At 42.7% G+C, this 14,854-nt stretch carries 9 protein-coding genes; 8 read left to right on the plus strand and 1 reads right to left on the minus strand.

Annotated elements, in window-relative coordinates; translation table 11 throughout:
• The 8 genes from WKF69_RS01230 to WKF69_RS01265 form a co-directional block, all read left to right on the plus strand.
• A partial coding sequence (locus WKF69_RS01230; protein WP_340378825.1) for a phosphate acyltransferase occupies positions 1-833 on the plus strand: 833 nt, incomplete at its 5' end.
• Between the two features lie 5 nt (positions 834-838).
• Entirely contained in the window at positions 839-1,423 is a 585-nt protein-coding gene (gene ruvA / locus WKF69_RS01235) for a Holliday junction branch migration protein RuvA (RefSeq protein WP_340378827.1), read from the plus strand.
• Between the two features lie 21 nt (positions 1,424-1,444).
• Entirely contained in the window at positions 1,445-8,503 is a 7,059-nt protein-coding gene (sprA, locus tag WKF69_RS01240; RefSeq protein ID WP_340378829.1) for a cell surface protein SprA, read from the plus strand.
• A gap of 174 nt (positions 8,504-8,677) precedes the next feature.
• Positions 8,678-9,058 carry a glycine cleavage system protein GcvH gene (gene gcvH / locus WKF69_RS01245; RefSeq protein WP_340378831.1) on the plus strand — a complete coding sequence of 127 codons (381 nt, stop codon included), beginning with the start codon at positions 8,678-8,680 and terminating at the stop codon, positions 9,056-9,058.
• A complete protein-coding gene (locus WKF69_RS01250; RefSeq protein ID WP_340378833.1) occupies positions 9,059-9,463 on the plus strand; it encodes a VanZ family protein in 405 nt (134 codons plus the stop codon). It begins immediately after the preceding gene.
• Between the two features lie 268 nt (positions 9,464-9,731).
• Entirely contained in the window at positions 9,732-9,947 is a 216-nt protein-coding gene (locus tag WKF69_RS01255) for a FeoA family protein (protein ID WP_340378835.1), read from the plus strand.
• 3 nt (positions 9,948-9,950) lie between these two features.
• On the plus strand, positions 9,951-12,065 hold the full coding sequence (gene feoB, locus WKF69_RS01260) for a ferrous iron transport protein B (RefSeq protein ID WP_340378837.1): 2,115 nt from the start codon (positions 9,951-9,953) through the stop codon (positions 12,063-12,065).
• Between the two features lie 3 nt (positions 12,066-12,068).
• Positions 12,069-12,677, plus strand: a complete 609-nt coding sequence (locus tag WKF69_RS01265; RefSeq protein WP_340378839.1) for a sprT domain-containing protein — start codon at positions 12,069-12,071, stop codon at positions 12,675-12,677.
• A 162-nt stretch (positions 12,678-12,839) separates the two neighbouring features.
• Here the strand turns inward: WKF69_RS01265 and WKF69_RS01270 are convergent, their stop codons facing one another.
• Positions 12,840-14,822 (minus strand): dehydrogenase E1 component subunit alpha/beta, encoded by a 1,983-nt coding sequence (locus tag WKF69_RS01270; protein ID WP_340378841.1) that lies wholly within the window; start codon positions 14,820-14,822, stop codon positions 12,840-12,842.
• Positions 14,823-14,854: the final 32 nt, after the last annotated feature.

The following is a 14,854-nucleotide window of genomic DNA, read 5'->3' on the forward strand; positions in this document are numbered from 1 at the left end:
TAGAGGAAAAGAATGTTTGTGCTCAATACGCGGAATTCCTTTACAAGAAGCGCCAGCGTCGCGGAATAACACTTTCTGAGGCTAGAAAGCTTATGCGCGACCGTAATTACTACGGTGCAACCATGGTTCAATTCGGCCAGGCTGATGCGTTGATTTCTGGCCTCACGAAAGATTACGCAACGACTATTAAACCTGCATTGCAGGTTATTGGAATTGAAGAAGGAGTTAACCGCGTTGCCGGGATGTATATGATGCTAACTAAGAAGGGCCCGGTATTTTTTGGAGATACAACCGTCAACAAAAATCCCACTCTTGAAGAGCTTGTTGATATCACGGTTTTAATGGACAAATCGGTGAAGAAATTTAATATCCCGCCGAGGATAGCTATGCTGGCCTACTCTAACTTTGGATCAAACGATGGTACTGTGCCTGAGAAAGTGCGCCAGGCTGTGAAAATATTGCATCAAAAGTATCCTCACATCGTTGTTGACGGCGAAATGCAGGCGAATTTTGCAATGAACCCTGACCTGTTAAAGGATAATTATCCGTTCAGCACATTAATTGGAGCTCCGGCAAACGTATTGATGTTTCCAAACCTCGAATCGGGAAATATTGCGTATAAATTGTTACAGGAGTTAGGTGGTGCCGAAGCTGTAGGCCCTATCCTTCTGGGACTTAAGAAGCCGGTTCACGTATTGCAGTTGGATAGCTCAGTTAGAGAGATCGTTAATATGGTGACTATAGCGGTTGTTGATGCTCAGACCAAGGAGGAGCAGGAAGCTTCTTCACGCAAAAAGGGTATTTTCAGTCGTGTTACTAAGGCTCAAAACTAAAAGGGATGTACGCTTATATTGATGGAAAACTTGTTTTTAAGTGTCCTACGTATGTAGTAATAGACGCAGGCGGAGTTGGATACCATATTAATATCTCGCTTAATACCTATGCTGCTTTAAACGACGCAGAAAGGTGTAAGCTTTTCACCTGGCTTCATGTTAAAGAGGATGGCCATACCTTATATGGATTCTTTGATGAGGGGGAAAGACGGCTCTTTCTCCATCTGATTTCGGTATCGGGAATAGGCCCTAATACCGGAAGAATGATATTATCGTCAATTACACCTGCGGAAATACAAACCGCGATAGTAAAGGGTGATGTTCCATTGATCCAGAGAATTAAGGGGATTGGACCGAAGTCGGCGCAACGAATGATATTAGAATTACAAGACAAATTAAAGAAAGAAGGACCGGATTCATTGATTTCAATGCCGCATAATGATACAGCTAAGGATGAGGCTCTATCGGCTTTGGTGATGCTTGGCTTTACTAAAAATATTGCTGAAAAAGCTCTGGATGCGGCAGTAAAATCAGAAGGTGAAAATTTAACAGTTGAGGGCTTAATAAAAATCGCTCTTAAGAGCTTATAACTACTAACAATACTAAGGAAATTGAAAAGTGCTGCGTCGTTTTATTTGACTGGAGTTTGCTTCCTCTTCTTTGCACTAATCGGCAGGCAGGCTATTGCACAAAACACGCCCGCAGTAAAGGATACTTCCCGGCTTACTTATCCATTTGAAGATTCGAAATATATCCAGCTCAAACGGCCAGCTGGAATAACTCTTCCAAATCCTTCAAATATTCAGAGAAGTGTCGAATTCGACCCGGTTTCAAAGCGCTATATAATCCGGGAGAAAATTGGTGAACGCTTTTACCGTTCTCCGCAATATTTAAGTATTGAGGAGTATCAGAAATATGAGAATGAGCTCATTAAGAAAAACTACTGGAGAGAACTTGCTGACCTTCCCTTGACCGAAGCAAGGGAACCCGGTTTTATCCCGCCTGTTAAGATCAATAGTAAATCTTTTGAGAAGATTTTTGGCGGCTCGACAATCGATATCCGGCCACAGGGCTCAGCCGATCTGACCTTTTCCGGAAGAATTAACAGGAATGAGAATCCATTGTTTAATGAGCGACAAAGGACTCAGGGAAATTTTGATTTTGATCAGCGAATACAAATGAATGTTGTCGGTCAGATCGGGGAAAAGCTGAGGATAACCACCAACTATAATACAGAAGCCCAATTTGATTTTGAAAATCAGGTTAAACTGGACTACACAGGGAAAGACGACGAGATCATCAGGAAGATCGAAGCAGGAAATGTAAGCCTTCCTCTAAGCACATCACTGATATCAGGGAGCCAGGCCTTATTTGGACTAAAAACTCAGCTTCAGTTTGGGCGTCTGAACGTTACCACTGTATTCTCTCAGCAGAAATCGCAGCAGCGGGAAATAACCATTACAAACGGCTCGCAGCAAAACGAGTTCAGTATTTCGGGAGATAACTACGAAGCAAACCGGCACTTTTTTCTGGCTCAATATTTCAGAAATAATTACAACAGGGCCCTGGAAAATATTCCGATCATCAGTTCGAATATTAATATCACCAAGATTGAGGTTTGGATTACAAATCGGGCAAATTCTACAGTAAACTCAAGGGACGTTCTTGGCTTAATTGATCTTGGGGAAAATAAGGTTTACAATTCTGCCCAGGTTAGAGGAGGAGCGGGCTTTTCATCTCTGCCAGCTGGCTTTACAGGACCTGGTTTCACTAAACAATCAAATAATCTCCTTCAGATATTGCCGCCAGGGGTACGACAAACCAACAGCAATGATGCCAGCGCTTTTTTTCAGGCAAATGGCGCTACTGATAACTTCGCAAAGCTAACATTTGCGCGAAACCTTACCGATAAGGAATTTACATTAAATCCGAGGCTCGGGTACATCTCACTAAATACGGCACTCAATGCAGACGAAGTTCTCGCTGTGGCTTTTCGTTATACAGTGAATGGAGAAGAATATCAGGTTGGGGAATTTTCTACTGACATCTCGGTTGATAACACGACTCCGCAGGTCTTATTCGTCAAGCTTTTAAAGAATGAAACCCTGAAAACGAGCTTGCCGACCTGGGATCTGATGATGAAAAACATCTACTCGTTGGGCGCCTACGCTGTAAGTCGTACAGATTTTAGGTTGAATATATTCAGATTGGGAGAAGATACCGGTATTGAAACTCCTCAGATCCTTGAAGGTCAAAATACCAGCGGTAAGCTTTGGCTGCAGTTAACCAATCTTGATAATTTGAATCAACAGAATGATAGAAAGCGGGATGGATTTTTTGATTTTGTGGAAGGGATAACAATTGACCCGCAGAATGGGCGTATAACTTTTCCGCTTATCGAACCATTTGGTTCAGATCTGGCAAGGCGTTTTAATCCAGTTTCAGAACGGAATCTGATCGACAAATACGTCTATCAGCCATTATATGATTCGACAAAGGTGCTGGCTCAGCAGTTATTTCCAAGGTTAAACAGGTATCAGATCCGGGGTACGTATCAATCGCAGGCAAGTTCTGAGTTTCAGCTCAATGCGATAAATGTTCCCCAGGGATCAGTACAGGTTACTGCCGGCACCTTGCCATTACAGGAAGGCGTTGACTTTACGGTAGATTACAATGGTGGGACGGTGCGTATCCTGAATCAGGCCCTGTTGAATTCTGGTCAGCCGATCCGTATCAAACTTGAGAACAATGAACTCTTTGGCCTGCAACAGCGATCGTTAACCGGTTCCAGGTTTGATTACCGGGTCAACAACAAACTTAACTTGGGCGGTACATTTATGAACCTGACTGAAAAGCCCCTGACTGAAAAAGTCAATATTGGCGAGGAATCTATTTCAAATACAATCTGGGGCTTCGATGCTAATTACAGCTCTCCTTCAAGGTGGCTTACCAGGATGGTAGACAAGATCCCCTTTATAAATACAAAAGAGCCTTCTACCTTAACATTCAATGGTGAATATGCAAATCTTATACCCGGGCATCCCAGAGCATTAAACTTTGCCGGAAGCAAGAACGGAGCCAGTTATCTCGATGATTTTGAAGCAAGCAGATCGCTTATTGATATTAAGAGTGCTATAGCCTGGCAAATCTCAGGTACTCCTCAGCTTTTCCCCGAATCCCGTTTAAACAATGATCTGTCCTATGGGTATAACCGTGCAAGGCTTGCTTTCTATAATATTGATCCGATATTCTTTGTAAGCGGTAACTCACTAACTCCCGATAATATCCGGAAAGACAAAAACGAGCTTTCCAATCATTATGTGCGTCAGGTTTTTGAGAGGGAAGTTTTTCCATTCAAAGAATCGTCGACCGGGCAGGCGATAATACTGCCTACTTTTGATCTTGCTTTTTACCCGCGTCAAAGAGGGCCTTATAATTTTACACCTACAGGCTTGAATCCGGACGGTACATTCACCAATCCAAGAAATCGCTGGGGAGGTATTTTCAGAAAGTTAGAAACCAATGATTTTGAAGCGCTCAACATTGAATTTATTGAGATGTGGATGCTCGATCCCTTTATTTATAAACCAAACAGCGCGGGGGGCGATGTGTACTTCAATCTTGGTAACATAACAGAAGATATCCTGAAGGATGGCAGGAAAAGTCTTGAAAACGGCTTGCCTGTAGATGGAAATGTTGCTAAAACAGATGCAACGCAATGGGGACGCGTTCCAAAGTTGCAGCCGGTTATCCAGGCCTTTGACAATAATTCGGGAGCTCGTGCTTTTCAGGATGTCGGCATTGACGGGTTAGCCAATACAGATGAGGTACAGCAATTTGCGCCTTTCCTAACGCTGGCGAAGGCGGCCATCAGTTCTCCGGCAGCCCGTAATTCACTCGATGAAGATCCGTCATCAGATGATTACCAATATTACCGCGGCTCCAATCTGGACCAACAAAATGCCGGAATATTGAAGCGCTATGAAAAGTATAATAACCCGGAGGGAAATTCAAAAACACCTGATCAATCATTAGCTCAAACGGGTATCGAAAACACTGCTGCAACGTCTCTGCCGGATGGCGAAGACATAAACAGGGACAATAATTCCACGCAGGCAGATGAATATTATCAATATAAAGTGTCTATCCGTCGGGCAGATCTTAACGTTGGATCTAATTATATCACTGATATCGTTAATGCTACGGTGAAATTAGCGAACGGTAAAACAGAAACCGTACGCTGGATCCAATTTAAGATCCCGGTAACAGATTATATTCAGAAGGTCGGAAACATTGAGGATTTCAAGTCGATTCGATTTATCAGGATGTTTATGACCGATTTCGCAGATACGGCTGTGCTGCGCCTTGCGAAGCTCCAGTTGGTCAGGGGCGAGTGGAGACGTTATAACTCGGAAAACAATCCGACAAAGGTGCTTGCGGATCCGTCGCTGCTAAGCCCGGGTCTTGATAATTCATCTATTGATGTAACTGCAGTTAATATCGAGGAGAATGGGAAGCGTAGCCCTATTCCATATGTATTACCCCCGGGTATAAAGCGCGAACAGGACATCACAAATTTCCGGGGTCAATCGCAGCAGAATGAGCAGTCATTGGCGTTGACGGTGAGAAACCTGCGGGACGGTTATGGACGCGCTGCCTTCAGAACTACCTTCAACGATTTCCGTTCGTACAAGAGATTGGAGATGTTTATCCACGCCGAATCAGACCCGGCGCGAGATCCGGCAAGAGACAATGATCTGCGGGCATTTTTAAGGGTAGGTACAGATAATCAGGACAACTATTACGACTATGATATTCCACTTAAGATCACTCCGGCTGGATCCAGTGACCCGGCAACAATATGGCCTGAACAGAATAAAATCGATGTCCAGCTGAGTTTGTTTCAGGCGGCTAAAACCGCACGGAATAAGGCAATATTTAACGGACAACCCTGGCCTATCAACCGCCCCTTTATTTATCAGGACGGAGTTAATACCATTATCGTAAAAGGTCAGCCCGACCTGAGTAAGGTTAAAGTCTATATGCTGGGCGTAAGGAACCCTCTTCGAAATCCGGCGAGTCCGGGGGGAGACGACGGCCTTGATAAAGCCGCACAAATATGGTTTAATGAGCTCCGGTTAACTGATTTCGATGAACGCGGTGGCTGGGCTGCAACAGCTCGCTTGAATGCTAAGCTGGCTGACTTCGCGGATATTACAATATCCGGAAGTAAGAGTACCATCGGATTTGGTTCAATCGACAAGAGGGTAAGCGAACGCAATCGTGAAGATGATGTCTTGTTAGATGTATCGGGAAGTATGGAACTTGGTAAGTTCTTCCCGGAACGTACAGGTATTAAGGTGCCGATGTACATCAATTTTTCATCGCAGGTAGGAAGCCCGCAATACGATCCGCGGAATCAGGATACTGAGTTTAAGCAGGTGCTGGAGAATTCACCAAGGAGCATGAGGGATTCCTTGCGGTTTATTACTGAAGATTATAGCTCTCGTAAGAGTATCAATTTTACCAATGTTCGCAAGATCAAGACTAATCCTCAAAGCAAAGTTCATTTGTGGGACATCGAGAACCTGAGCGCTACTTACGCATTTAACGCTTTCAATCACCGTGACTATATTAACGAAAGCACGATCCAAAAAACCTATCGTGCGGGCCTTCAATATAATTACGCGAAACAGGCAAAATCAATCACACCTTTTGAAAAGCTGATCAAGTCAAAAAGCCTTGCGTTGATCCGCGATTTTAACTTCAGCTTACTGCCTTCGGTTCTTAACTTTAATATTAGTGTTGACAGGCTATATTCAGAAAATACTTTACGGGACAATGACCCTAATAACTTTTTACCGATCAACACCAACTTTAACAAGAATTTTCAAATGTCGCGCCTTTACGGCATAAGCTGGAATTTAACCCGTTCTATGCAGTTGGATTTTAACGCTACAAATTTCTCCATTATCGACGAACCAGACGGACGTATTAATGGTTTGAAAAGGGACACATTATTGCAAAACCTAAAAAAACTAGGCCGTACAACAGATTATAATCATAGTCTTAACCTTACATATAACCTTCCTATAAGTAAGATACCAGGCCTTGATTGGATTAATGTTGCAACAGCTTATCAAGCAGGCTTTAACTGGCAAACCGAACCTCTGATTACACTTAGAGATCCGCTAATTGAGGTTGGAAATACAATTCAGAACGCCCGGACTATTAAAGTGAACCCTGGCCTGAATCTCATGCAATTGTATAATAAGTTTGGCTTTATACGTTCGGCATCGCAGGCAGAAAGCGGTGCAGGGAAATTTTTCGTTAATTTATTAACCAGCGTGAAGACTGTAAATGGAACATATTCAAGAAGCCAGGGTACTTTTCTACCAGGTTATTTACCTTCAACAGATTTCATCGGACAGGATTTAGATGCAAGCGCCCCCGGTTATGATTTTCTGCTGGGAAGCCAGCATGACATTCGCGGGCGCGCGATTGCAAATGGCTGGATCACGCGCGATTCACTGCTGAATCAGTTATATATCACAACAAAACGCGAGGATATGAACTTCAGGGCACGGATTGAACCATTCCGGGATATGATTATTGACCTTAGCGCCATTAAAGGGCAGAACTTTAACTATTCAACTAACTTTAAATTCCTCCCCTCATCCAATAATTTTGAGAATCTTAGCCCGGTTACTACAGGAGATTATACGATTTCCTTTTTTACCCTAAGAACCGCATTTAGTAAAGAAAATAAGAATAATAATTCATCACGGCTTTTCCGTCAACTTGAAGAGAACCGGGCAATTATATCCAGGAGACTGGGTGAGAATAATCCAAACTCTGCAGGAGCACGCGGAGGTTTCGCAGATGGTTATAACAAAGGATCCCAGGATGTTTTGATTGCTTCTTTTTTAGCTGCTTATACCGGGAAAGATGCAAATAAAGTTTCGCTCAATCGTTTCCCAAAAATACCTGTACCGAATTGGAACATAACTTACAATGGATTGAGCAAGTTTAGTTTCTTCAACGATATATTTACGTCTTTCGATCTAAGACACGGTTATCGGTCCGCTTATACAGTAAACGGCTTTAATTCACTTGTGCGTTACCAGGAAAACAATGGAGCTGTAAGCGTGCGCGACGCTAATGGTAATTTCCTTCCCTTTTATCAGTTCTCTCAGGTTACATTATTCGAGCAATTCCAGCCTTTGATTGGGGTTGATGTCAGGCTGAAGAATAACATGACCTTAACGATGGAATATCGTAAATCACGCGCTTTAAGTTTCAGCCTTTCGAATAGTCAGATGGCGCAGCAAAAGGAAGATAATGCTGTGTTTGGGTGGGGATATCGCACAACTAAGTTCAGGTTTCCATTTGGGTTATTCAAAGGACTTAAATTGGACAACGACATGACGTTCAAGCTTGACTTCGCATTGAGCGACAGAAAACTCGTGATCTACAGAGCTGATGTTGTTGATGCGGAAGTTTCGTCGGGTGATCAGAGAATTACCATCCGGCCAAATGTTGACTACGTCCTTGACCAGCGTTTTACCATCCGAATGTTTTACGATGGAAATATCACCAAGCCATATACTTCTCAAACATTTAATACCTCGTTTAGCAATTTTGGGGTGAATTTGAGGTTTACGTTGTAAGAATCAAGAGCCAAGAATCAAGACAGGATCGTCGACTAATTTTAATACTGGTTTTATTTGTGTATGTCATTGGATAAGGTACCTGATCAATGTAATTGCCGTATAAGTCTTTAATCTTGGTTCTTGGTTCTTTGTTCTCTTTAGAGTATTTTTGACCTATAAAAACTATACAAAATGAATTTTCCTGAAGAATTAAAATATACAAATGATCACGAATGGGTGCGAGTTGAAGGTAATGTGGCCTGCGTTGGAATTACTGATTTCGCTCAGCATGAACTTGGAGACATAGTTTATATAGAAATTGACACACTTGGTAAGGAAGTTACAAAGGAAGATCAGTTTGGCACCGTGGAAGCAGTAAAGACAGTTTCTGACCTGCTTATGCCCGTTACAGGAACAGTGAAAGAATTAAATAAAAAACTGGATACTAATCCTGAGCTGGTTAATACTGACCCTTACGGAGATGGCTGGATGGTTAAAATTGAGCTTTCTGATCCGGCACAAGTTGATAGTCTTTTATCTGCCTCAGATTACAAATCATTGGTTGGGGTATAAATGTTAAAGACCATCCGGCATCAGTATTTGGCCATTCTTTGGGCTGTGTTTACCCTGATTATGTGCGAGATGCCTATGTCGGATACAAGCAGCGACCTGGGATTTACATTTTTTGAAGGATTCGACAAGCTCGCGCATACAGGCTTCTTTTTCGTACTTACAGTATTGCTATTTTACGGAAAGATTAAGGAGCAGAGCAGTTACTCCTACAGAGCCTTGACAATATTGAAAATTCTATTGATAACAACTGCTTTAGGGGTATTAATAGAAGTTTTACAGATGCAGATCTTCACCTATCGTTCAGCCGAATGGTGGGATATATTTGCAGATTTGACCGGTGTTGGCATGGGGATTTTTAGTTATATTTTTTTACATAGAGTCAGATTCAATGAAAAACTTATATAAAATTGGCTGCCTTTTGATTGTACTTAGCTTAGGTTCTTGCAGCATCTTTAAAAAGGGCTGTAACTGTCCTGAAATTAGCAAGTATCAATCTGAGATTAGATTCTAGAACCAAGAGCCAGGAACCAAGACGGCTTAGAGTATTAAAGGTCATCTCTTTCGGTAACATTTATCTTGCATCTTGATTCTTGGTTCCTGACTCAATAAATGATCAGTCATACTATTTGGAATTAATTCAAATAAGCTTTATTTTTGTATATAATTCACAGTTATGAAGCTTTCGCAATTAGAGCCAGGTCAATCAGGGATAATTAAGGAATTTACTGATCTTGAAATGTCCATAAAACTGATGGAAATGGGATGTTTGCCGGGTGAATCAATTGTTGTAGAACGTGTAGCTCCGCTTGGCGATCCCATGGCGATAACAGTCGCAGGCTATTCACTCAGCCTGAGGAAGCATGAAGCTTCAACCATCATAATGCAATAATAAGTGAGTCAGGAGTTAAAAGTTGCATTGGTTGGAAATCCCAACTCAGGAAAATCTACGCTTTTTAATGTTCTTACCGGATTAAGCCAAAAGATTGGCAATTTCCCCGGAGTCACCGTGGAAAAAAAAGAAGGTTTTACAAAGCTTCCTGATAATCGTGTAGCTCGTATAATTGACCTGCCCGGCACCTATAGCTTCTATCCTAAAAGCAGGGACGAGCGGATCGTAATGGACGCGCTTGCCGACAAAACCAGTCCTGTACATCCGGATCTCATTGTATTTGTAGCGGACGCATCTAATCTTAAAAGAAATTTACTTCTGTTTTCGCAAGTAGCAGATCTGCGGATCCCCATTATCATAGCGTTAAACATGATGGATCTGGCCACCGAGGCTGGAATTGAAATAGCTGTAGATGAACTTGCCTTAAAACTTGGTGTTCAAATAGTGTCTATTTCCGCAAGGAAGGCTGAGGGAATTGATCAGTTAAAGATTGCCATCAGCCATAGCAGCTCGATTCCTACACAATTCAGCTCAATTGATGTTCCGGCGCTTGCACCGGACCTGATTCATGCAATGAGGCGGGATCTCAATATCCGGTATCCGTACGTGGCTCTTCAACTGGCACATCAGCATGAGCAGCTTTCATTCTTATCGGATGAACAAAATAACCGGATAGAGGAGATAAAAAGTGAATTCGATTTTCATTCACAGCAATCCCAGGCAACTGAAACTATAGGGAGGTACAATTTTATTAATGACGTCCTTTTTGATACAGTTAAATTAAACAATGACCCCGGAAAGGAGACGATGAGTAATAGAATAGATAATATTCTTACCCACCGGGTCTTTGGTTTTGTGATATTCTTTGCGATTCTTTTCCTGATCTTTCAATCGATCTTCGCCTGGTCCGAATACCCCATGTCACTTATAGAAGGGCTATTTATATGGATGACAAATATAGGCCACCAGTATCTGCCGGGCGGGGTCTTTGCTGATCTAATGATCGATGGGGTGTTGGCTGGGCTGAGCGGCGTCCTGATCTTTATACCTCAAATAGCTATTTTATTTGCTTTTATATCCATTTTGGAAGATACCGGATATATGGCGAGGGTTACGTTCATGATGGATAAGATCATGCGAAAAGTAGGCCTCAGCGGAAAGTCAATAGTGCCAATGATCGGTGGTTTTGCATGTGCAGTTCCATCAATTATGAGCACACGTAATATTGAGAACTGGAAGGACAGAATGATCACCATTATGGTGACGCCTCTCATAGCTTGTTCCGCGCGTTTGCCAGTTTATACTCTCCTGATATCGATGGTAGTCCCGGATGAGAAGGTGTGGGGCTTTATTAATATGCAGGGAATAGCTTTAATGGCTTTATATATATTGAGCATTGTTAGCGCAATTATTGTTGCCTGGGCCATGAAAGTGATCATCAAATCGCGTGAGCGCGGCTATTTCATAATGGAACTTCCTGTCTACAGGATGCCCAGGTGGAACAATGTTTTGATGACCATGTATAAAAGCGTAAAAACGTTTGTTTTTGAAGCTGGAAAGATCATCATCGCGGTTTCTATAGTTTTGTGGGTGCTGTCTTCATACGGTCCTTCGGGACGATTCGATACTATCGATGAAAAATACCGGTCTGTATCAATTAATCAGCAATATCCATCCGAAGAAATCGATCGAATGATATCTTCGGAGAAGCTTGAAAATTCTTATGCGGGTATTCTTGGTAAGAGTATTGAGCCAGTGATTAAGCCACTCGGTTTTGATTGGAAAATAGGCATCGCACTTATAACGTCTTTTGCCGCCCGTGAAGTTTTTGTGGGCACAATGGCAACGATTTACAGCGTTGAGGCCGATGATTCAAATTTGGCTTCCGTTCGCGATAAAATGTTATCCGCAGAAAATCCTGAAACCGGGCTGCCCGTCTTTACAGTTGCAGTTGCTTTCTCGTTGATGGTTTTCTATGCTTTTGCTATGCAGTGTATAAGTACGATAGCAATTGTGTATCGGGAAACCAATAGCTGGACATGGCCGGCGATACAATTTGCTTACATGACCACTCTCGCTTATATTGCAAGCTTCATCGTGTACCAGTTATTAAAGTAACCCTTGGATAAAGTCAACGTACTGAGCAATTATCTTCCGGCAGGAGCTGCACCTGTGATAGCCCGATGGATAGATTATTTTAAGTGTGAATTTAAGATTTCCAGGGGGAGGAGTACTAAATATGGAGATTACAGACATCCGTACAAGGATGAGGGCCACAGGATCTCTGTTAATTATAATCTCAATCCTTACGCATTCTTAATTACCACGGTACATGAATTCGCTCATTTGCTCACGTGGAATGAGCATAAGCGCAAGGCCAAACCTCATGGACTTGAATGGAAGAAAAATTTCAAGCGAATGATGAAGCCTTTCTTTGAGCAAACTATATTTCCGCCGGATGTTAAGCAAGCTATAGTAAGCTATCTTGAAAATCCCTCTGCTTCGAGCTGTACAGATCTGAATTTATTCAGGGTTCTCAATCGTTATGATAAAAAGGCGGAGGGTATCGTACATGTAGAGAGGCTCCCCATAAACAGCCTGTTTGCTATAAAGAATAATCGAATTTTCAAGAAAGGGGAGCTGGTTAGAAAAAGGTACAGGTGTGTTGAAGTAAAGACGGGTGCTGTTTACCTGTTCAATCCGCTTTCGGAAGTAACCCAGGTGAGGTAAATTGAAACGCGGAGGCTGCAAAGTACATCGTAAAGGGCGCAAAGAGACGAATGATATTCGCTAAGGAAAAGGATTAAAAGTCGTTCATCTTTGCGCCCTTTGCGAAAACCTCAGCGTCCTCTGCGTTAAAAAAAAATGCCCCCTTGTCGGGTCTTCCCAGCTTTAATAATTCAAAAGCCCGCTTATCTGTTCATGAAGCCTTGCCTTCGCCAGGAAATTATCCTCCAGCGCCTTATTCATCGGTATGGCCGTATCCAGGCTGGCACAGCGTTTAACGGGAGCGTCCAAAAACTCAAAGCAGTGTTCTGCGATGTGTGCACTGATCTCTCCTCCAAAACCACCAGTCAGCGTATCTTCATGAAGAATTAAAACCCGGCCGGTCTTCTTGACGGAGCTTTCTACTGATTCCTTGTCCCACGGCTGTAAGCTTCGAAGATCAATAAGGTCTGCGGATATTTCCGGATGCTCATTTAAATATTCAATTGCCCAGTGCACACCCAAGCCATAGGTGATGAGACTAATTTGTTCCCCTTGCCTTAAAACCTTTGCCTTACCTATTTTGATAGTGAAATAGTCGTCGTAAACCGGTTCGGATATTGCCCGATAAAGATATTTATGTTCGAAGAACAGGACCGGGTTTGGATCGTCTATAGCTGCTGTCAATAACCCCTTAGCATCAGAAGGAAAAGCAGGATATACAACTTTCAGCCCCGGAGTTTTTGTAAACCAGGCCTCGTTACTTTGAGAATGGAAAGGCCCGGCTCCTGTCCCTGCCCCTGTAGGCATCCGAATTACAACATCTGCTTTTTCAGACCACCTGTAATGAGTTTTGGCAAGATTGTTTATGATCTGGTTGAAGCCGCACGTAACAAAATCAGCAAATTGCATTTCCATCACGGCTTTATATCCGTTTATCGAGAGGCCAAGAGCAGCCCCTACAATTGCTGATTCACAGATCGGCGTATTACGGACGCGCCCTTTTCCAAACTCTTCTACAAATCCCTGGGTGATTTTAAAAGCTCCTCCGTATTCAGCGATATCCTGCCCCATAATAACAAGCTCAGGGAATTTTTGCATGGACTGCCTCAATCCATCACTTATAGCATCAATATACCTCTTATCAGTTTGGGAAGATATATTCGCAGGCTCTACTGGAGCAGCTGAATAAGGCGCATACATGTCCTCTATTTCTGTGTCCGTATCAGCTACAATTTCATCTTCAGCAAAAGCCAATTCAATTTCGGCATCAATTTCAAGCTTAAGATCTGCCCGGATGTCACTTACCAGCTGGTCATCAATTATCAGTTCGCTTAGGAGATATTCTTGAAAATTTTTCACCGGATCTTTCTTTTCCCATTCTGTGAAAAGTTCCTGCGGGATATACTTTGTACCTGATGCTTCCTCATGTCCCCGCATTCTGAATGTCATACATTCGACAAGCACCGGGCGTGGTTTTTGCCGGATGTTTATGGCAATATCATTAATGGTGTGATATACTTCAAGGATATTATTTCCGTCAATGCGATACCCCTCCATCCCATATCCAATTGCCTTGTCCACAAGATCTTTACAGCGATATTGTTCGTTGGTGGGGGTAGAAAGACCGTAAGCATTATTTTCGATAATAAATATTACAGGAAGATCCCACACGGCAGCTACGTTTAATGCCTCGTGAAAGTCTCCTTCGCTGGTAGCCCCTTCGCCAGTAAAAACAAGTGTTGCATTTTTCTCATTTTTAAGTATGTCCGCCAAAGCGATACCATCGGCCAGGGCAAGCTGGGGACCTAAATGAGAGATCATTCCTACAATTTTAAACCTCTTGGTACCGAAATGAAAAGACCGGTCACGGCCCTTTGTGAAGCCCGAACTTTTGCCCTGCCATTGGGCCATTAATCTGGATAACGGAATATCGCGGGTAGTAAACACACCGAGATTACGGTGCATCGGGAGGATATATTCCTCAGAACGCATGGCGAGGGTAGTTCCAACAGCTATTGCCTCCTGACCAATCCCCGAAAACCATTTACCGATTCTCCCCTGCCTCAACAGGATCAGCATTTTCTCCTCGATCATTCTGGGTTTGAGGAGTTGCTTATAAAATTTTATCAGAACTTTATCGCTGAGATCTTTAGGGTCGAAGTTCATTAAGGCTATGGGCTTTGGGCTATGAGTTAATT

The organism is Daejeonella sp., from assembly GCF_037719425.1.
In the GTDB taxonomy this organism is placed as follows: Bacteria; Bacteroidota; Bacteroidia; order Sphingobacteriales; family Sphingobacteriaceae; genus Daejeonella.